This window comes from Arenimonas donghaensis DSM 18148 = HO3-R19 (assembly GCF_000743535.1).
In the GTDB taxonomy this organism is placed as follows: Bacteria; Pseudomonadota; Gammaproteobacteria; order Xanthomonadales; family Xanthomonadaceae; genus Arenimonas; species Arenimonas donghaensis.
In genome coordinates, this window is sequence record NZ_AVCJ01000012.1 from 167962 (window position 1) to 188514 (window position 20553).

Here is a 20553-nt window from a genome sequence, read left to right on the forward strand (position 1 = left end):
GGGTTCAGGTCATCAGGCCGCGTCGTACCGCGTAGCGGATGACGTCGGCGGTGTTCCTGGCCTCGAGCTTGGAAAGCACGCGCGCACGGTGGTTTTCCGCGGTCTTGGTGCTGATGTCGAGGCGCCGGGCGATTTCCTTGGTGCTCATGCCCTCGATGACCAAGTGGAAAACCTCGCGTTCGCGCGGCGTGAGGCTGCCGTAGGGATCGTCCATCGACTGCTTCGGGCGGTGCAGTTGCTCGGCCAGGATGCGGGAGGCTTCGGCGCTGAAATGGCCGCGACCCTCGCCGACGTTGCGCACCGCGGTCACCAGTTCGGCGCTCGGGCTGTCCTTGAGCATGAAGCCGGTGGCGCCGGCGCGCACGGCATGGAGAAGGTACTCCTGGTCTTCGTGCATGGTGAGCACGAGCACGCGCGTGCGTGGTGACTCCGCCTGCAGCCGGCGCACGACCTCCAGGCCGCCGAGGTGGGGCATCGATATGTCGATGATGGCGACGTCGGGGTCGTGTTCCGCGGCCAGGCCCAAAGCCTCCAGGCCATTCGACGCCTGCGCCACCACCTGGCAGGCGCCCGCGGTTTCAAGCACGGAAACAAGGCTCTCCCTGACCAGGGTGTGGTCATCGGCGATCAGGACCCGCAGGGCGCGGCCTGGATGCGTGCTCATGGAGGCAGTATGCCACTCTCCCCGGGGATCGGGACCGCGGCGGCAAGCCGGGTGCCGTCATCGCCGGACTCCAGGTGCAGGTGGCCGCCGTAAAGCGCGACGCGGTCCTTCATGCCGCCCAGCCCGGTGCTTTCCCCGCGCCGGGATTTTTCCATCGCGGCCACGACGTCGAAGCCGGGGCCGTCGTCCCACACGGTGAGCCGCAACATGCCTGCGTGCACCCGGACCGAAACGATCGCCTGGCTGGCGCCGGCATGGCGCGTGACGTTGGCCAGGGCTTCCTGGGCCAGCCGGAAGACCAGGGTCTGCAGGTCGGGTTCCAGTGCGGGCAGGCCATCGGCGCGGATCTCGATGGCCAGGCCACCGGACGTGCCCAGGGTGCGTGCCAGCCAGTCCAGCGCCGCCTCCAGGCCCAGGTCGTCCAGGACCTGCGGACGCAGCAGGCGTGAAAGTTCGCGGGTATCGGCCAGGCCTTGCGAACACAGCGCCAGGCTGGCGTCGATGTCGGGCTGCAGATCGGGGCGCGAGTCGCCCAGCTGGCTCGCCAGCAAGGCCAGGCGGTGTTTGAGCGCGGTAAGGTTCTGGCCCAGTCCGTCGTGCAGTTCCCGGGCAAGGCGGCGGCGCTCTTCTTCCTCGACGCGGAAAACCGCGCGGCCCAGGCGCTGGAACTCGCGCTCGTTGGCTTCCAGGCGCTGGACCAGTGCCCGGTAATCCCCCCGCAGGTTGGCAAGCGTGGCGGACAGGTCCTCAGTCTTGCCGGTCATCTTGCGTCTTCTCCTGGACAGGCAGGGAGAGGGCCTGCGATCGCAGGGAATCGAGCGCCCGCGTCGCGCGTTCGGCGGCCTCGGCCGAGCCTTCGGTGTCGCCTGCCTCGGCCAGGGCGCGTGCGCCCAGGGCATGCAGGCGGTGCGCGCGCAGGTAGCCCTGGCGACGAAGCAGGAGATCGGACGCCAGCCGGTAGGAAGCGGCGGCGCCGGCGGGGTCGGCGTTTGCCAGGCGTGCCTGCATGCGTTTTTCCAGCCAGAGCAGGCGCAATGAAAGATTGCCCAGCGCGGCGACGTCCGCTTCGATGGTCGCTTCGTCGCGGGCCCCTTCCAGGCCCAGCACGTCGGCCTCAAGTCGAAGGACCCGCACGCCTGACTCGTCGGAAAGCGCGCGCGCGCGCACCAGGGCCGAAGTGGCGCCGCGCTCGTTGCCGGCGTCCTGCTGCAGGCGGGCATCGAGCAGGGCGGCGATGGCGCGTTGCTCAAGCGAACTCTCCAGCAGGGCCGGCCGGATCTGGTCCAGCAGGGCCATGGCCTGCGCGTCGAGGCCGGCGGCCGCCAGCAGGCGCGCCTGCAGCAGGTCGGCGTCGACCAGCCCGCGCTGGTCGCCACGCTCGGCGAAAAGCCGTCGCGCCTCGTCCAGATGCGTGGCCGAGGCCGACAGTTGCCCTTGCAGCAGCGCCAGTTCGGCAAGGTTGCGCAGGCTCACCGCGGCTTCCTCGGGCATGTGGCGGGACCGCGCTTCGTCCAGCGACCGGGCGAGCCGGCGGTCCGCCTCCGTCCAGTCGCCCCTGGCCAGGTCGAGCAGGCCGAGGTTCTGGTCGGCGCGCACGATGCCGTTGTGGTCGTCGAGCGCCAGGAACGCGTCCCTGGCCTGCTGCCAGAACACCCGCGCGTTGTCGTAGTCGCCGAGCTGGTAGTGGGCGAAGCCGATGTTGTTGAGGCTCTCGGCCGTGCCCTGTGGATCGTTGACGGCTTCCCGCCCACGCAGCGCGCGCTTGTAGGCAGCCAGTGCCTGGCCGTAGTTCCCGCGTTCTTCGGCCAGCAGCCCGAGCTCGTTGTCGACGGCAGCGGCGCCGCCGCGGTCGCCCAACTGTTCGAAAAGGCGTCCGGCTTCGGCGAGGTTGTCCTGGGCGGCGTCGAAATGGCCGCGGACCATGGCGATCTGGGCAAGGTTGCGCAGGCTGCTCGCCAGTCCGCGGCGGTCGCCCAGTTGACGGCGCAAGTCGGCGGCCTTGCGGTATTGCTCCTCGGCGTCCTCGATCTGGCCCAGCCTTGCGTAGCCCACGCCCATGGCATTGGTTGTCTCGGCCTCGCCGAAGGTGCTGCGCCCGCGCTTGTACAGCACCAGGGCGCGCACCAGATGCTCCTCGACGGCGGCGCGATGATCGCCCTGCAGGATGGCGGCCTTGCCCAGCAGGAACCACGCCCGCGGGTCCTGGGGGTCGCGGTCGAGCAGTTGCTGCAATACCTCGATGGCGCTGTCGAACCCACCGGCGTCGATCTCCAGTTCGGCCAGCGCCAGCCTGGCGTCGAGATCATCGGGACGGGCCTGCACCAGGGCGCTTTGCCGGGCCAGCACGTCGTCGAAGCGGCCTTCGTAGATGTCGAGGATGGCCTGCAGTTTCGGTTTGACCGGCGATGGCAGGCTGGCGCCGGTGCGTGCCGCTTGCTCGGCCAGCTCGTGTTGCCCGGCGGCACGGGCGCTTTGCGCCAGTCCCAGCCAGCCCGGCGCGAATGCCGGCGCCCCGTCCACCAGCGCCTGGAACGCGGCCGCCGACTCTTCCCAGCGGCCGGCGTCGCGCAGCGCCAGGGCAGCGCCATAGGCGCGCAGGTGTGCGTCGTCGTCGGGCAGCAGGCCGGATGGCAACTCGCCCAATCCGAACCGTCGGGCGAGCGCGGTCGCCGTCCCGGCCAGGCTCGTGCCCTGCGGCGCCTGGAATCGAAGCGGCGTCGCGTCGCCGGCCTGCACGTAGCTCGCTTGCAGGCCCGTGCCGGCGTCCTGGCCCAGGCGCAGGATGCGGGTGGCCGGCAGCACGGCAAGCAGCGATGCATCGTCGGCGCGGCGCCCGCCGAGGCCGGCCTGGGCCAGCGCGAGCTGGCTGCGCTCGGCCTCGACCATCGGCGGGGCGGGCGGTCCTGAGAGGCCCAGGCGAAGTGCCTCGGCGATCGCGGTCAGCGCGGCGACGTCGTCGGACGCGGCGTCGGCGACCAGCACCAGTCGATCCGGGACATGCTGCTCCGGGGGCGGCCGCTCCGGCGCCGGCCCGGCCTGCCACCAGGTGAAGACGGCGACGGCGGCGGCGACGACGACGACGAGCAGGAGCGTGGTAGCGCGCTTGCCGGGGCGCAGGTCGCGGGCGACGTGGCGTGCGTCGATCGCGGCGACGACGGCCTCGGCATCCTGGAAGCGGCGCGCGGGGTGCGGCTGGAGCAGCCGGTCGACCAGCCTCACCACCCAGGCGGGGAGGTCGTCGCGCAGGGTGTCCAGGCGAGGCGGTGGCTGCAGCATGCGCTGGGTCAGCGACTCCGCGGGCGTGCCGTCGGAAAAAGGCGGCTTGCCGGCCAGCATTTCGTAGAGGATCAGGCCCAGTGAGTACAGGTCGCTGCGCGCGTCCACCGGGGCTGCCCGCGCCTGTTCCGGGGACAGGTAGTCCGGCGTGCCGACAATGGCGCCCGGCTGCGTCAGGCCGCTGGTGCCCAGGGAGCGCGCCACGCCGAAGTCGCTGATCAGCGCCTTGCCCTGGGCATCGAGCAGGACGTTGGACGGCTTGAGGTCCCGGTGCACGATGCCGCTGGCGTGCGCGGCGGCCAGGCCGGACGCGACCTGGCGCGCGATGGCAAGCGCCGACTCCGTCGGCAGGCGTCCTTCGCGGTCCAGCCGGCGGTCGAGCGATTCGCCGTCCACCAGGTCCATGCTGATGAACCAGCGGTCTTCATGCCGGGCAATGTCGTGGATGCGCACGACGTGCGGACTGGACACCTGGCGGGCAAGCAGCAGCTCCTGCCGGAATCGTTCGAACGACTCCGGCCGCGAGGCCAGCTCCGGACGCAGCAACTTGATCGCGACCGGGACGCCCAGGTCCTGGTCCCGGGCAAGGTAGACCACGCCCATGCCACCGATGCCCAGCATGCGGGATATCTCGAAGCGACCCGCCAGGACCATCCCGGGCACCAGCTCCGCGCCGGCCATCTGGCCGGTCATGGTCGCGGGGTAGTGCCTGGGGCCGGTACCGGTCATTCCCGGCTCACGCGGCGGCGCCTTCGGCGCCCGGCCAACGCGCCTGGCGGGCGACTTCGGCCAGGGCGAGTTCGCTTCGCCGCGCCGCGAGCCACAGGGCCGCGCGTTCGCTGAAGGCCGAGAGCAGGTCCAGTTCCAGGGTGGTGATCGCATGGCCGGGCTTGCGGCTGTCGGCGTAGGCCAGGCCCAGCACCTCGTCCTGTGCCACCAGGGGCAGGCAGACCAGGCTGCGCAGGCCGCCGGCAATTACCGAGGCCCGCCCGGCAAGCGCGCTGTCGAGCCCGGCATCGTTGACCACCACCGCGCGCCGCTCGCGAAGCGCGCGATCGACGGCGCCCCGGCTGCCGTCGAAGGACGGCGCGGCCACGGTGGAGGCGTCCAACCCCTGCCAGGCGCCGACGACCGGCCCTTCGGGCTGGTTGATCAGCAGGAAGCCACGCTCGCAGTCGGCCAGGTCCACGACGGCTGCCAGCGTGGCCTTGAGCAGGTCGGAGGGCGCGCCGGACTGTTCGATCGCGCGCTGGTGCAGGACCGATGCGGTCTGGCGCTCGATGCGACGTGCGCCCGCCCGGGCCAGGGACTGTTCGTCGACGTCCAGCAGTTCGCAGGTGACATCGCCGAACCGCAGCCAGGCATTCCGGGGCAGGCGGCGCCCGCCGGCGGGGGTGCCGTCGATGAAACTGCCGTTCTTGCTGTCCAGGTCCACCAGGCGCCAGCCGCCGTCCTCGGGCTCGAGGCGGGCATGGCTGCGGGACACCGAGGGGTGGTCGATGAGCCACTCACTGGGCGGCGCGCGCCCCACCTGCAGGCCATGGCCTTCCGCCAGCAGCGTTTCGACCGCGGCTCCTTCGGGCAGATAGGCTGTCAGGCGGGCAGGCATGGCCCATCTTAGCCCCAGCCGGCAGGGCCTCGAAATGGCCGGTGCAGCGGCGCCAGGCTCGCGCCGTTGCTCAGGGACCGTAGTCGCGCAGGTAGCCGATGCTGAAAGCCAGGGTGTCCAGGCCCGAGAGCAGTTCGCCGGCGATGTTTGCGACGTCGCGGGTAGCGCGCCAGTCGTCCGGGATGTGGGTGCCGGCGCGTGCGGAGACGCGCGAGCGCATGGCGTCGAGCAATGCATTGGCGGCGGCGAAATCCTCCACGGCCACGGCGTCCTCGATGCCGTCGATCATCGCCACCAGCGGCGCCTGCTCGCTGGCGGCCAGCAAAGCGGCCTGGTCACGCAGGAACTGGATTTTCTGGGCCACGACGGCGTCGGTCGGACGCAGGTCGAGCGCCACGACGAACTGAGAGAAACCGCCGGTGGTGCCGCGGGTGCGCACGCTGCCGGGCTCGACCGCACTGGTGATGTCCCGGAAAGCCCCGCCCAGGGGCGCCTTGAACAGGCGCAGGCGGGAGCCGGCCGTGTAGGGCAGGGCGTGGGTGTGCACCTCGACGTGGACCCGACGCTCGAAGGCCAGACCGCCCAGGGTCGGCGGCTCGACGGTGATCATCAGGGGCAGGTCGGTGGGCACCGACACCAGGCCGCTCGGAAGCCGGGCCAGCAGGGCGGGGGCGCTGACCGTCACCAGTTGGGCATTGAGCCCCAGCGAAGCCGCCGACAGCCCGGTCGAGTCGTCGAAATCCAGCTGCAGGTCGGCCAGCGGGGAAAGCGCCGGGCCGATGCGGACGTCGGCGGTGTCGCCGGAAATGGATACGTCCAGCGGCAGCAGCTGCGCCTGCGCGGCCGGGGCGGCCAGCAGCAGGGCGAGGGCGAGGCGGTGGATCAGCGTGGTCATGCGGATGTCCCCCTGTGGGATGCGGTGCGCTTGAAAGTGGCGCGTCCGCTGCGCCGCATGCCGTCCTGGGTGGTCCGGTGGCAATCGTGGCCCCGGCTCCATGAATCCTTGTGAAACCGAGACTAGAGCCTAAACGCCCTCCTGTCTCTAGGTGATTTCCCCCAGGCCGGCTGGGGGGTCTTCCCGATTTCCGGGCGTCGCCGGGCGGTGGAGGCTGTTCCCACCTTGCCGCGTCCGGCTTGGACGCACCCTTTCCCGGAGAACCGCCATGACTTCCCGTTCGTCCCGCAAGATCCGCGTGTCCGCCCTCGCCATCGGCCTGCTCGCCAGCGGCGTGGCCCTGGCCGACGCCCACCTGGACCCGCAGCTGGTGAACAAGCTCGCCAGCGCGCTGCCCACCGACGAGCTGCAGGTCGTCGTCACCTACCAGCAGTCCGGCCCGGTGACCGCGGCACAGGTCCAGGCCCTGAAGGCCCTGGGCATCGAGAAGGGCGTGACCATGCACACGCTGCCGATCGCCGGCGCCCTGGCCACCCCGGCTGAAATCGAGGCGCTGCGCCAGCGCGACGACGTCGTGTCGATCTACCACAACGCGCCGCTGCGCTTCTTCAACAAGGAACAGCGCGAGATCTCCGGTGCCGCCCGTGTCGTGCAGAACCCCAACGACTTCGGCAAGGCCATTCCCTACAGCGGCCGCGGCGTCACCGTGATGGTGAACGATTCGGGCATCGACGCCACCCACGAAGACATCAAGCTCGGCGAGAACGTCGTCGAAAACGTGCTCGCGCCGCAGAACATCCTGGCCGAGCTCGCCGCCATCGCCGCGCCGGGCATCGTGCCGATGACCTACCTGGAAGGCCAGCCCAACACCGACCTTGGCTCCGGCCACGGAACCCATTGCGCCGGCACCATCGGCGGCACCGGTGAGCGCTCGAATGGCCTGTACCGCGGCGTCGCGCCCGGTGCGGACATGATCGGCTACGGCTCGGGCGGCGTGCTGCTGATCCTCGACGCCGTCGGTGGCCTCGACTACGCGGCCACGCACCAGTTCACCTTCGATGCACCGGTTCGCGTGACCAGCAACTCCTGGGGCAGCTCGGGCAAGTTCGATCCGCTCAACCCGGTCAATGTCTCGACCTATGAACTCTACAAGCGCGGCATCGTCAGCGTGTTCGCCGCCGGCAACGACGGCCCCGGCGAGGACACCCACAATCCCTACGCGCAGGCGCCCTGGGTGGTGTCGGTCGGCGCCGGCGAAAAGGACGGCGTGCTGACCTCCTTCTCCTCGCGCGGCAAGCGCGGCGAATCCGGCACGTTCACCATGCCCGACGGCAAGCAGTGGACCTACTTCAACGAGCCGACGGTGGTCGCCACCGGCGTGGACATCGTGTCCACCCGCGCGCTGACCGGCGCGCTGCCGCCGCTGGCCGCCGAGCAGGACGCCGCCAACCTCACGCCCGCGCACCTGCCGTTCTATACGCACATGAGTGGCACGTCGATGGCGACCCCGCACGTGTCGGGCGTGATCGCGCTGATGCTTGAAGCCAACCCCGACCTGACGCCGGCGCAGATCAAGGCGATCCTGGAAGAAACCGCCACCAACATGACCGGGCGACTGCCCTGGGAGGCCGGTGCCGGCCACCTGAACGCGTATGCCGCGGTCGCCATGGCGCAGGGCCTGCGCGACGATTACGGTCGCACCGTCAACCTGCTGCGCGAATTCAACGCCAATGCGCTGCTGGCCCCGGGCGGTGATCCGCTGCCGTTCGAGATCTTCTTCTCGCCGGTGGGCGAGGTCGAAAGCCAGTCCTTCGAAGTCGGCGCCGACGTCGCCTGGGTCGCGGCCCGTGCGCAGGTCGATGCCAACACCATCGCGGTGGTGCTGACCGACCCGGACGGCAATCGCTACGGTTCCTCGATCACCCTGCCGGTGCTGGGCGACACGGCCGTGACCGGCGCGCCGGGCAAGCCGGGCACCTGGACGGTGACGGTGCGCGGCATCGGTTCGGTGTCTGGCGTCGCGCTGGATCCGGCGTCCGTCACCAACGGCTACGCCGCGCCGGGCAACATCGCCGGTGAGATCAGCTTCCTCAAGAGCGCCGGCTTCACCGGCATGGACGATGTCGGCAACCATCCGGCCCGCCAGGCGATCGAATTCGCAGTGGCCAACCGCCTGGTGGATGGTTATTCGGACCGCAAGTTCCGTCCCGACCAGGTCCTGCGTCGCAGTGAGCTGGCCCAGTACCTGGGCATGGGCGCGAGCATCCGCCAGTCCCTGCCGCTCGATGGCAGCAGGAGCTTCAGCGACCTGTCGGTGTCCTCGCCGGCTTATGCCTACGCCGAGGCCGCCGTCGCCAAGGGCGCGTCGCTGCGTGACCTGACCTGGAACCAGGACGGCGTGATGCGCCTGGTCAACGGCGGCTTCAAGCCCAGCAGCAGCGTCAACCGGACCGACCTGGCCTATGCGCTGGTCCAGGCCCAGGGCCTGCAGGCCGAAGCCCGTGCCTTCGACGGCGAACTGACCGCCTTCTTCAACGGCCAGCGGGTGCCGGTCCGGGACGCCAGCCAGGTGCCCGCTGACCTGCGTGGCTACGCCCAGCTGGCGCTCGACACCGGCGTGCTCAATGCCCGCTTTGGCATCGAGCAGGGTCCCTTCGACCTGCAGCCCAAGGTGGTGGCCTACTTCGATCCGGGCCAGTCGGTCACCCGTGCCGCCTATGCGGTCGCGGCCGGCCGGTTCATGACGCAGTTCCAGACTGCCGAAGACTGATTCTCCCCCTGGATCTTCGGCTTTCTGATTCGGGCGGTCCGGTTTCCGGGCCGCCCGTTTTCTTGCGCGGTGGCCCGCACCTGGCGAGCCGGCGCCGCCACCTTGCTCCCCGTCCGGTCAGGACTGGCGGGCGCTGGAGGCGTTCATTTCAGCGATCAGCCTGGCCTGGAACGCGTCGAAGTCCAGGCCCTGGTCGGCGGCTTCCTGGTGGGCCGCGGCGCGCAGGGTCGCCGAAAACACCAGCGTGACCTCGCGTCCTTCGTCGCGGGCGATGGCCGCCGCGCGCTTGAGGATGGCCAGCACATGCGCGGCGCTGGTCGATTCACCCACCATCCTGCCGCCCAGGCCCAGCACCCACTGGCCGTCCTTGAAAACGATGCCGCCCAGCAGCTTGCCGGCCTTGTCGCGCAGGTGGGCGTGCGGTTCGCCGAGTTTTTCGGCGGCGATGGGCGGGGTGGGTCGTTTCGGCATGGCCTGGTTCCGGTGCGGGGGTCGCGGGCCGAGCGGCCCGGGTCGCGGGTGCACAGGGTAGCCGAGTCCTTGCCCGGAGGGGGTGGGCGCCCCGGTTGTCCTGCGCCGCCCGGGGAAGGCGTTTTTCCGGGTATCGCCGAGCCATGCAGGGAGCCTTCGAATGATCCGTCGCCTGGGCACCCTGGCCGTGTTGTGCCTGTCCTGCATCCTCGGTGCGCCGGAAGTGGCCGCGCAGACCGTGCACCGGTGTGATCGCATGCCCGCGCTTTCCTCGGTGGGTTACGGCGTCGGCACGGCGTCCGGCGAGTGTTACCTGTGGCCGGGCAGCAGCCGGGAAATCAGGCTCTATTACCCGCGGGAATGGGGGACGCCGCTGGCCGGCGACAACAACGACCGGCTGGCTGAGATTTTCGCCACGGTGCGGGATTCGCTGGCCACCTACACCCGTTCGGGCCTGATGACGCCGCCGGTGACCGACCGCATCAGCATTGCCTACACCACCAACATCGTGCCCCCGAGGCCGGACGACGAAGAGGGCCTCATCACCGCAGCGGTCACGAACTCCAATAACCGAAGGGATGGTAGTTGCGCCATCCTGCTCGTACACGACGGACTTCCGGGCGGGACCGCGATGCAGTTCACGGTGGCCCACGAGGTCTTCCACTGCGTGCAGATCAACAGCTATGGCCAGGCCTACGAGGACGGCGGGTACTGGTGGCAGGAGGGGTCGGCCGAGTTCGCGGCCAACCTGGTGTACCCGACATACGATGACGAGCACTTCAGCGCCCTGCAATACGTCCAGGACCACGCCGTGTTCGACCAGGGCCTGGGCTATCCGGCGACGATCTTCTTCCAGTCCCTGTCCAACAAGGTGGGGACGCGGATGCTGGCCAAGATCCTGCGAAGGATGCCCGACACGCGGGACGCCGGCGTGCAGTACACCCTGCTGGCCGGCATCACCGGCTTCGACCAGCACTTCCACGAATTCACGCGGGAGTTCGTCGATCGCAACGTCACCGACACCAGCGGCGGCACGATGGCGCAGCCCAACCCACGTTACCGGCCCCGGCTGCGCGTCGAGGGCGACAGGGACCTGGAACTGGAAGTGACCGCTTATGAAGTCGGCGCCGCGGAAATCACCCTGGCGGCAGGCAAGAAGTATTCGATCGCCAACACCGCGTCCGAGGAGCTTCCCTGGGTGAGCTACAAGGAAGAGGGGGCCGACTGGCAGCGGTTTCCGCCAACCACCGGCTTCGAAGTAAAACGTAGTTGCGATGGACCGGTGACGGTCAGGTTCGCGATGAGCGCGGTGAGCGACCAACCCGACTTCTTCACCATGCCGGTGCATGTGCGCGCGGAGGATTGCGACGAACCACCGCCCGATTGTGTTGCACGCAACCGGCTGCCGCGCTGCGTCATTGGCGAATGGAACGTCGGGCTGGACGACCTCGGCGGGGAGCGCGGGTCCTACGACCAGTTCAAGTACCACGTCATCGTTCACCCCGATGGCAAGTACGAGGAAACCCTGGAGCAGTCCAACTCCGCCACCGGCCCGCGCTTCAACGGGCCTGGCCCGGGCAGCGTGACCATGCAAAGCGCGGTGTCGGCAAGCTCGAAGGGTTGGGTCTGCCGCGTCGGCGACAAGGGCCTGCGCTTCATCGGCACGCAGACCATCACCCACAGCCAGAAGATGAACTCGCCCAGCGGCGACAAGACGAACTCGCGCAGCTACCCGGCCAGTGCGGTGACCACCGACACCGGATTCGCCTGCGGCACGGGCAGTACGACGCGCCCGCCCTTCGCGCATCCCGCCAACATCAATATCCTCCAGGAACGGGCACGCAGGCTCGGTCTGTGAGTAGGGCGGGGCAGGTGATCGCGCGGCCAAAAAAAAGGCCTGCGATTTCTTGCAAGCCCTTGATTCTTGTGGTGGCCGGGGAGGGAATCGAAACCCCGACACGGGGATTTTCAAGCCGGCTGGAAGTCTAATATAAACAGCCACGTACGGCGCTTGCCTGCCACAGAAGTGGCAATTGAGCGAATATCCAGTAGGCCACAATCTGGCGGGGCTTCAAGCGAATCATGGAGGATCTGGATGACTAGCGCGTCTCCCAATTTTGGGATGTTGGATCGGGGGCATGTTCTGGCAGCCATCCAAGCGGTTGATCAAGGTCAGCCGAATAACTTTGCCGAGTCGACGAAGTTCGATCTCATATACCTTGGCCGGCGGTATCCCCCCAAACGAATTGCCGGTATGGCGTTGCAGCTGATGACAGGTCAGCCATACGGCCCCAAAGCCTTCAAAGGTGGGGTCGACACAGCGTGCTTTGGTGCCCTTCGGCGCTGCGGTTTCACGCTAATCGAAAAGCTTAGAGAGCCGAGTGGCCGCTCGCTCCGCGACACCATCGGCGAAGTGCTTGAACTTCAGAAATCGTACCAATCGACAAACACGCCCCAGATGCAGAGGCGCGGAGCGTTGATTCGGAACGAGATTCCTAATCAACTGCGTGAAGTCATTTCAGTTTTTGAACCAACGTTCTCAAGAGCCGGGTATGCATGTGAAATTGAAGGTTCAGATGGGGTTGGCCGAAAGAATGAATCACCCTGGGTACGAATCTATGATCCGGAGTTGTCGCCGTCAGCCACTCAAGGCTGGTACATCGTTCTTCATTTTTCTCGGCTCGGTGATTTCACTTATTTGACGATAGGGTGCGGGGCAACTGTCTTTGATCGAGGAAGTCTCGTTGATGTTCCTTCAACGGAACTGGCAAACAGGGTAGCTTGGGCTCGGGGTTTTGCCACTGAAAATGGGCTCTCAGTCGCGGACTTTGGCAGCGAACCTAAGCTGCATGGCAACCATCTTTCCGGGAAATTTGAACAGGCAATAGCGTTCGCAAAAGCCTACTCAACGGAGCATTGGGATGAGTCGGCGTTCTTGTCTGATCTAACGCGCATTTCTACGCTGCTGGTCCGAATCTACGATGCCGAGCGCTTCGGAAAGGATCCGGTGGCGGGGACCGTCGAGGATCAGCTGGTGGCGCAGCTGGATGGTGTCCTCAATCCGGGCAGACGAAAAGGTCAGGGGCGCGGGCTCTCAAAAGCAGAGCAGACCGCTGTCGAGCATTACGCTATGGCGGTCGCCAGGCGGTCTCTTCAAGATGCTGGGTTTGACAGCATCAAGGACACCTCGGAGAAGTTTGCATACGACTACTCAGCAAAGCGAGATGGCAAGTCATGGTTTGTCGAAGTAAAGGGAACGACCTCAACAGGTTCAGATGTGATCCTTCTGACGGCCAATGAATTGAAGCTGCATAGGGAAAACATGGGCAGCACCGCCCTCATAATCGTCAGCGGCATTATCCTGGATCGGATAATTTCGCCTCCATCCGCTGCGGGTGGCGAAATCGAGATTTTCGCCCCGTGGGATCCCGAGGAATGGGAGTACGCGGCCACGGCGTTTCGGGCTACTCGAAAAAAATAGGGGGTCGAGGCTCTATAGCCAGGCAACATCTCTAGGCCGAATTTGGCGGCGGGGGCATTGAGATTGTCGGTAGGGGAGTCTGTGTTCGGACGCACCTTTCGTCGGATGTCTTCTTGGTTTGGTTGGAGTCAGTTGGGGGTGGGTCAGATGGATCTTATTTCAGCGTTCAAGAGTGAATTGTTCCGCCCGTTGGCTACCTTGGTAGCGCCAGGCCTCTTTGCTATCGCCCCAGCGCTAATGCTTATCGCGCAGCAGCACGAAGAAGTTGGTGCATTCTTAGACTCGAATCCCTTTGGATTCGCGGGGTTGCTGCTTGCTGTCGCTACAGCAGCCGGCATGATTTTGGAGAGTGTAGGCGCCCGAATCGAGGCAGGGATTGACCAGTGTCTCGCGGAACGATGCTATCCGCGCTTTTGGGATATTTGGGGAAGTTACCTTCAATTGAAGACTGATTCCGAAGTTATTGGGCAGCGATACGCACGAACGGTGATTACTCGACTCAAGTTCTCACTCTCGTTTGCGCCGTCGCTGATCCTGTTCGCAGTAACACTTCTTCTCGTCAACACGAAGTTAAAGGTGCTTACATTGGGCTCAGCCGTTTGCGTAGCAACGATTTGTTTTGCTCTGGCCGGGTTCTTGCTTCTAGAGGCTGTCAAAATGTGCGACACCCTGAACTACACGCGATGCAGAGTTCTTGCGGCGCATGACGTTGAATGCACAAATCCTGAGCATGATTTGCCGGCTGCGAAGGCATTTGTCTGCTACGTCTTATTTCATCTTCTTGGTTTCCGATCCAAGCGAATTACTGGGCTGCTGAAATCGCACAAGCTTCTAGGTCCTCTGCCTGACCCGAAATTGGCGAAAGCAGAGAACGAAGAATGAGTCAGGATAAGTTTTTCGCCCTAAACGTCTCGTTTGATTGCCCCGACCCAGCTTGCCACGCGCTATCGGCCGACATGGAAATTCGGATGGCTTCCGGGGCATCGCCTGCGTGGCCGGCCAATATTGCTTTGTCTAGGCAATTCCCGCTGTGCCGCTGCGGTTCCGCCGGCCGGTCTAGAATTAGTGGGGTCAGATTGTCACGACAACGCGGTCGCCGAGAGCTTCTTCCAGCTCCTCAAGCGGGAGCGGATCCGGCGGAAGATCTGCCTGATCCGGGCCGATGCCCGGAGCGATCTGTTCGACTAGATTGAGATGCTCTACAACCCCCGCCGCCGCCACGGCTCCAAGGGAGGCTTGTCTCCGGTAGAGTTTGAAAGGCGGTCTGGACATTCAGGCCGGTAGGTGTCTATGAAACCCGGAGCGATTCAATGAGGGCGAAGGCACCCAAAGTGTTTAGTCGGGCAGGCCTTAGTCGGGCAGGCCTTTAGGGAGCGGCTCAATTTCGGACCTCGGTATTCCGGCTGGGAAATGCTCCCTCATCGCCAAGCGCGCCTCACGGGCGTGCCGCATAAGCTGAGCCAGAGTAGCCGCAACAGCGTTGCCTGCACTTACCGTGCCCTCATCCAGCAATTTGGGTGGCGGGGAATTACGAGCGCCGATTAGCAACCCAAGGGTGTGAAGTAGGCTTGAGCCTGCGGCCGGTGGGAATAGTGAGAATTCTGATGCGAATCGCTCCATCAAGTCGAAGCCCTTTGTGGGGATATTGGTGAGGGCCAATCGGATGTGATCCGGCACGCCTGTAGCAAGGGCCTTGTTTATGGCGTCCCAAGCAAAATGAGTTTGACCAAAAATCATGTACAGCTCGCGGTCTAATGCGAGCGCAAGGATTCCTCGCTGAGCGGTCTCTCGCTCGATCTCTACTTGCCTCTCTGAGTCTCTCAATTCCCGCGCCAGATTCTCGGCTCTGGCCGAAGACTGAAGAGCGACGATTACCGCCCAAAACGTAACGCCTGCCGCCAACATGCCAACCCCTACGTTGGCCCAGTCGCTCGCGGTTCCCCACTCGATAGCTTGCGGACAGAACATTTCTCGCTCTCCTGGCATCCCCGCCTCATAAGACAGGAACGGGCCATCCGGCCGCAAGTCATGTCAAACGCATGCCAAGGACTCTGGGGGGAGTTGGGCGAGACCCTAAAACGAATCGCCCCGCAGGGCTGAGAGCCAAGCGGGGCGCGGGATTCGTGGATGGTGGCCGGGGAGGGAATCGAACCCCCGACACGGGGATTTTCAATCCCTTTTCTAAACGACCCGAGCCCGCCCCGCCCCTGGTAAATGCTCGTGATTACCACTAGAGGGCTAATTTATAGCGAATTGCACCGTCCCGGGGTATCCCCTACAGTCCCCGGTTATGTAGGGACTGAGTAGGGACTGTAGAATGGGCATTACCGTTCGGGGGCTGGAATCGCTGAAGCCGGGGGAGTGGCTCACTGAGTCCGGGAACCGCAATGTTGGCGCCCTGCGCGCCAAGGGTGGCCCCAACGGCGCGCGCTTCTACTTCCGCTATCGGGACTCCGCTGGCCGGTATGACGATCTCCCGCTCGGTGCGTTTGACGCCAGGGGCCGCGATGGCCTGACCCTGACCGAGGCGAAGACCCGGGCCGGCGAGTTGAGCCGGCGCTACCTGGGCGGCGAGACCGACCTACGCCTGGCGCTGGAAACCGAACGCCGCGAGACCGAGCTGGCGCTCGAGGCCAAGGCTCGCGCCCACGAGGCAGCCAAGGCCAAACGGGCCGCCACGCTGGGAGCCCTTCTGACGGCATACGTCGCCCAGCTCGAGCGAGACGGAAAGGCCAGCGCCAAGGCGGTGGCGCGCGCTGTGACGCGCCATGTGGCCGAACCGTGGCCGAGCCTATGGGAGAAGGCGGCCGAGGAAGTGACCATTGAGGACCTTGTGGCGGTGCTGGCCCGCGTCGTGGACGGCGGGAAGCTGACCGAGGCCCGCAAGCTCCGGGCCTACCTGTCGGCGGCGTATCAGGCCGCGATCCGGGCCCGACAGGATGCGCGAGGGTTGGAGGCGCTGCGAAAGCTGCGAATCACGCGGAACCCTGCCCGGGACCTCGCCACCGTCGACGGAGGCAGCAAGGCCCGCGACCGCGCGCTGAGCGTGGCCGAGCTGCAGGCCTACTGGCGCCGTATCCGAGCGCTCCCCTGCCGCCCGGCAGGGGCTCTTCTGCGGTTCCATCTCCTGACGGGCGCACAGCGAGTCGAGCAGCTTTCACGGCTGACCAAGGACGACTTAGATCGGGACGCGGACGCGGTCTGCCTGCGGGATGCGAAGGGCCGGCGCAAGGTGCCGCGGCTACATCTGGTGCCCTTGCTGCCCGAAGCCTGGGACGCACTGCAGGCCATGGCCCCGGGCCGGGTGGGGCCGTTCCTTTTCTCCGTGACAGCCGGCGAGACCGGCGCGGCCTATTCCAGCGTCCTCCTGCGCCTGCGCGAGGTGGTGGCCGCCATGGAGAAGGCCGGCGAGCTGGAGCGCGGCCCGTTCACCGTGGGCGACCTGCGCCGCACGGTGGAGACCCGGTTGGCTGCGGTCGGTGTCTCGACCGAGACGCGCGCGCAGCTCCAATCCCACGGTCTCGGCGGTGTCCAGGCACGGCACTACGATCGACACGACTACCTGGAGGACAAGCGGGCGGCCCTCGTGACGCTGCTTGGCCTCTGTGAGGCAACTCCGGCCACGGTGACTCCGATTACAGGCCGCAAGATACCCGCTAGGCGCCGGTGATGGCGGCCGACCGAAGCGGCTAAGTAGCTGCGCCTAGGCTGATCCCCGAACGCCGGGAACCTTCCCCGGCTGGCGCGGCCCTTCAGGAAGGGCGAAGAGGCGTGCGGACGTGAACGTAGCTCTTATCAGCCGAGAGTTCCCCCATCGATTAGATGGATTGAGCTTGCCATGAACGGGAAAAACGAGAGTAAGAAGCGATTGACGATCGAGGGGTTGGTGCGCTGGAAAGAGGCGCAGAAATTCGATGCGCCTGCCCCCTTTTCTGGTGACACAACGAATATGCCCAGCAGGCTTTATGCGGAGGAGGCGCTGGCAGGCGATTCGAGCTTCGCAGATCAAGTCTTATCAACGTACTACTGGAAGATGATCTGTGATCATGATCTGACACCGTCTGACAGAGCTGTATTGGCGTTCATGCTTCTTCGGATCCTGGATGCCCCTCCTGCAATGGCGGCGGTCGCCGGGGTGAATAAGAAGGGCGGTGCCCCGCGGCGCGGCATCGTCGGGGCACAGGTTGCGTTTGATGTTCTGACCGCTTCGGCCGCGGAAACAAGCATTGAGAATGCGATTGCTCGTGTGGCGGAGGAGCGAAACCTCTCTGAAAGCCGGGTCAAGCAGCATTGGATTGAGTGGCAAGACCGCATCAGAGAGTCATATATCTCCTTTGCGAGAGAGCAGTTTGCAGATCGCCCTCATCTATTGAATTCCTTGGAGGGTAGATACGCGAAAAGGAAAAAGGGCAGGAAACCCCCGCGTTCCCAATCCGATTAGAAAGTCGCGCTTTTTCTAGCCTGACTTAGTTCAATCGTGGAAACAGCATCACTCGCACGAGCCCGGGCTGTCCCCGGGTAAAGCGAGAGGTGTCAGAATGACCCGCAGTGCAGGGGCAGCCCTACTGGGCAGTCGAGTTCTTGAGCGTCTTCCGAGCGTGAGGTCCCGCACGGGGCTCAGTCGCTCGGAGATCTACCGCAGGATCCAGGTTGGAATGTTCCCGGCGCCGGTGAAGCTGGGCGAGCGGGCCAGCGCGTGGGACTCCGGAGAGATCGACAACTGGATCGCCGGACGGCTGGCGGAGCGCGATGCGAGGGCCGGCACATGACGGCCCCCAAAAAGGCGAGAAGCCGCGGGGACGGCCGCAGCTTCTCGGGTGCAAATGGGGCAAGGGGTACGCTCCACGCAGAGTCCGAGGCTACCAACTCCAGCGGCAAGCGCAAGGGCTGGCAGGACGTGCGGCTCCCGCGGAACTGGCGGGAGCGTCTGCCGTTGCCGGTGGCGTATTACCCGACCCGACTTGAGCTGCTGACGCGCGCTAATCCGTCGGGTTGGGCGCAGGCACGCTGTCCGTTCCACGAGGACGGCACGGCCAGCCTCTCCGTGCAGATGAACGACCAGCGCGGCGGCTGGCGCTGCTTTGCCGGATGCGGGGCGGGAGACCTGGTCGCTTTTCACATGCGCGCCACGGGCAAAGGCTTCCGCGATGCGGTGCTCGACCTTGTAAGGGGTGGAGCATGAGCGCGGTTTCCCAGGCGTGCCTCCAAGCCGCGGTGCGTCGACTGGCGGCTGCGCGAATAAGCGAAGGCTTCGCCCCGCGGGCGCTCCACGAATACCAGCTTAAGGACGGTTCGACTTGGTGCTGGCGGATTCGCTGCGAGCATCCCGACGGCCGGAAATGGATCCGGCCCATGTGTGCAAACGGGCAGCGGTTCGCGATCGGTGAGCCCGAAGCGCCCAAGCAGGGGAAGCCGCTGTATCGGCTGCCTGAGCTTGTGAGGGCGCCCAAGGAAGCGCCGGTCTGGATCGTGGAAGGCGAGAAGTGCGCCGACGCTTTGGCGGCTCTGGGCTTGGTGGCCACGACCAGCGGCGCGTGCTCAAGCGCCGCGGCGGCCGATTGGAGCCCCCTCAAGGGGCGTAAGGTGATCCTCTGGCCGGACCATGACGATCCGGGCGCGCGCTATGCCGAAGACGTCGTGAGCGCCCTGCGCGGCAGAGTGGCGGGCTGTGAGCTGGTGGAGGTTGCCGCGCTCGGCCTGCCCAAGCACGGCGACTGCGTTAACTGGCTGGCGGCGAATGAGGGGGCTACGGCCAGGGATCTGCAGGCGCTGCCCCGTTTCGAGCCCGAACCCGAGACCGAACTTGAGCCCAGCGCGCCCGAGCCGCTCCGCCGGCCGGTGCCTCCCGCGGAACCGTACCCGTTGGCGGAGCTTGGTGAGCTGCTCGCACCGGCTGCCGCGGCTATCCGGCGAGTAATACAGGCGCCGGACGCCATCATTGGCGGCTCGCTACTGGCGGCGGCGTCCCTGGCAACGCAGGCGCAGGCAGATGTTCACCTTGACGGCCGCACCTATCCGCTCTCGCTATGGCTCCTGAGCGTGGCCGAGTCGGGTGAGCGCAAGTCTGCGGTCGACGCTGAGGCGATGCAGGCGGCTCGCGAGTATGAGAAGGAGCTCGCCAAGGCCTACGCCGAGGCGGCAGATTCCCACACCCGCGATCTGGCGGAGTGGGAGGCGCGGAGGGACGGGGCAAAGGCTGAGGCGAGGAAGAAGTCGGGCCAGGGCTTGGCGGAGAAGCTCAACATCATTGGTCCCAAGCCGGAGCCGCCCCTATTGCCCCGGGTGACCGCGGCCGACTTCACGGCAGAGGGGCTGTTCAAGCTGCTGAGCGTCGGGCGGCCGACCATCGGCGTCTTCACTGACGAGGCGGCCTTGGTCTTCGGTGGCCACGGCATGGCCAAGGAAACGGTCATGCGGACCGCCGGCACGCTGTGCAAGCTCTGGGATCGCGGCGAACTGGACAGGGTTAGAAGCGGGGACGGAGCATCCAAGCTCTACGGCCGGCGCTTTGCCCTACACCTGCTGGCTCAGCCGGTCATCGCGGAGCGCGCGCTCTCGGATGACGTGCTGGCCGGGCAGGGATTCTTGGCTCGCTGCTTGCTGGGCTGGCCCGAGGGGACGGCCGGCACGCGTCTGTATCGCTCAGAGAACCTCCGGGATGACGTGGCCCTCCAGCGCCTCCTTGACCGGCTGCTCTACCTTCATCGGCTCCCGCTGCCCTTGGATCCTGGTGAAAAGCAGGAACTGTCCCCGCGCGCGCTCAGCCTCTCCAGGGAAGCGATGGAGCTCTGGTGCCGGCTTCACGACACTGTGGAGGGCCACTGCGGGCCCGGTGGACGCTTTGCGCAGGTGAAACCTTGGGCCAGCAAGACCCCGGAGCAGGCCCTGCGAATTGCCGGCGTGCTGACCCTCCTCGAGGATCCGAGCGCCCAAATGATCGATGCCAGCACGCTAGAGCGCGCGGCGGAGGTCTCTCTTTGGCATCTGAATGAGGCGCGCCGGCTGGTCGGGACGGCCGAAGTTTCACGGGAAGTTCGCGATGCCGAGGCGCTCCTGGCATGGGCCCATGCGACCCAGCGGCGGCACCTGCATTCCGGTGAGGTGCTCAGGCTGGGGCCAAGTCGGATCCGGGAGCGGGAGGCGTTCTCCCTGGCTATCGGTGAGCTCGAACGCGCCGGCTGGGCGGAGCGCATCGAAGGCGGCATGTTCCTCGACGGTGCCCGCAGGCGGCACGTGTGGCGCATCGTTCCGGCAGAGGAGGGCCGATAGATGGGCCGGCTCTTGGACGGCTTGCAGGCCGAATCCGAGGAAGCTGCCGCTGCGAATCCCGCGAATGTTGGGAGTTCTTCCTCCGCGAGTTCGCAGATTCGCGAGATTCGCGAGGTGC

Annotated in this window: 15 protein-coding genes, 1 tRNA gene and 1 pseudogene; 10 read left to right on the top strand and 7 right to left on the bottom strand. The window is 66.3% G+C overall.

Annotated features, from left to right (window positions below):
- Positions 1-4: 4 nt before the first annotated feature.
- The 5 genes from N788_RS07090 to N788_RS07110 all read right to left on the bottom strand — a co-directional run bounded on the left by N788_RS07090 (position 5) and on the right by N788_RS07110 (position 6444).
- A complete protein-coding gene (locus tag N788_RS07090; RefSeq protein ID WP_034222891.1) occupies positions 5-664 on the bottom strand; it encodes a response regulator transcription factor in 660 nt (219 codons plus the stop codon).
- A complete protein-coding gene (locus N788_RS07095; protein WP_051924459.1) occupies positions 661-1428 on the bottom strand; it encodes a sensor histidine kinase in 768 nt (255 codons plus the stop codon). The genes N788_RS07090 and N788_RS07095 overlap by 4 nt, the downstream gene beginning before the upstream one ends.
- On the bottom strand, positions 1412-4633 hold the full coding sequence (locus N788_RS07100) for a serine/threonine-protein kinase (protein ID WP_051924460.1): 3222 nt from the start codon (positions 4631-4633) through the stop codon (positions 1412-1414). The genes N788_RS07095 and N788_RS07100 overlap by 17 nt, the downstream gene beginning before the upstream one ends.
- Positions 4634-4676: 43 nt before the next feature.
- On the bottom strand, positions 4677-5549 hold the full coding sequence (locus N788_RS07105) for a GAF domain-containing protein (RefSeq protein ID WP_051924461.1): 873 nt from the start codon (positions 5547-5549) through the stop codon (positions 4677-4679).
- A 70-nt stretch (positions 5550-5619) separates the two neighbouring features.
- On the bottom strand, positions 5620-6444 hold the full coding sequence (locus N788_RS07110) for a DUF6689 family protein (RefSeq protein WP_034222896.1): 825 nt from the start codon (positions 6442-6444) through the stop codon (positions 5620-5622).
- A 268-nt stretch (positions 6445-6712) separates the two neighbouring features.
- Between N788_RS07110 and N788_RS07115 the strand changes: the two genes are divergently transcribed.
- Complete coding sequence (locus N788_RS07115) at positions 6713-9214, top strand: S8 family peptidase (protein ID WP_034222897.1); 2502 nt, start codon at positions 6713-6715, stop codon at positions 9212-9214.
- 117 nt (positions 9215-9331) lie between these two features.
- Here the strand turns inward: N788_RS07115 and N788_RS07120 are convergent, their stop codons facing one another.
- The gene (locus N788_RS07120) at positions 9332-9685 is read right to left on the bottom strand and encodes a hypothetical protein (protein ID WP_152560413.1); all 354 of its coding nucleotides are present in this window, start codon (positions 9683-9685) and stop codon (positions 9332-9334) included.
- Between the two features lie 160 nt (positions 9686-9845).
- Here N788_RS07120 and N788_RS07125 point away from each other — a divergent pair, with 160 nt between their 5' ends.
- The 4 genes and pseudogenes from N788_RS07125 to N788_RS07130 all read left to right on the top strand — a co-directional run.
- Positions 9846-11543, top strand: coding sequence for a DUF6055 domain-containing protein (locus N788_RS07125; protein WP_034222900.1), 1698 nt, complete (start codon positions 9846-9848; stop codon positions 11541-11543).
- A 237-nt stretch (positions 11544-11780) separates the two neighbouring features.
- Positions 11781-13166, top strand: a complete 1386-nt coding sequence (locus N788_RS14355; protein ID WP_084695935.1) for an MrcB family domain-containing protein — start codon at positions 11781-11783, stop codon at positions 13164-13166.
- 81 nt (positions 13167-13247) lie between these two features.
- Positions 13248-14048 carry a hypothetical protein gene (locus N788_RS14635; protein ID WP_152560414.1) on the top strand — a complete coding sequence of 267 codons (801 nt, stop codon included), beginning with the start codon at positions 13248-13250 and terminating at the stop codon, positions 14046-14048.
- A gap of 192 nt (positions 14049-14240) precedes the next feature.
- A pseudogene (locus N788_RS07130) lies at positions 14241-14450 on the top strand (IS3 family transposase); the annotation flags it as partial.
- Between the two features lie 844 nt (positions 14451-15294).
- Here N788_RS07130 and N788_RS07135 read toward each other — a convergent pair.
- A tRNA-OTHER gene (locus N788_RS07135) sits at positions 15295-15363 on the bottom strand.
- A gap of 120 nt (positions 15364-15483) precedes the next feature.
- Here N788_RS07135 and N788_RS07140 point away from each other — a divergent pair.
- From N788_RS07140 to N788_RS13905, 5 genes are all read left to right on the top strand, one after another.
- Entirely contained in the window at positions 15484-16836 is a 1353-nt protein-coding gene (locus N788_RS07140) for a tyrosine-type recombinase/integrase (RefSeq protein WP_051924463.1), read from the top strand.
- 168 nt (positions 16837-17004) lie between these two features.
- Positions 17005-17607: a hypothetical protein gene (locus tag N788_RS14640; RefSeq protein WP_152560415.1), complete on the top strand. Its 603-nt coding sequence runs from the start codon at positions 17005-17007 to the stop codon at positions 17605-17607.
- A gap of 97 nt (positions 17608-17704) precedes the next feature.
- Positions 17705-17935 (top strand): helix-turn-helix transcriptional regulator, encoded by a 231-nt coding sequence (locus N788_RS07145; RefSeq protein ID WP_034222901.1) that lies wholly within the window; start codon positions 17705-17707, stop codon positions 17933-17935.
- Positions 17932-18348: a CHC2 zinc finger domain-containing protein gene (locus N788_RS14360; protein WP_084695936.1), complete on the top strand. Its 417-nt coding sequence runs from the start codon at positions 17932-17934 to the stop codon at positions 18346-18348. Before N788_RS07145 ends, N788_RS14360 begins: the two co-directional genes overlap by 4 nt.
- The gene (locus tag N788_RS13905) at positions 18345-20435 is read left to right on the top strand and encodes a YfjI family protein (protein WP_160171916.1); all 2091 of its coding nucleotides are present in this window, start codon (positions 18345-18347) and stop codon (positions 20433-20435) included. The genes N788_RS14360 and N788_RS13905 overlap by 4 nt, the downstream gene beginning before the upstream one ends.
- Positions 20436-20553: the final 118 nt, after the last annotated feature.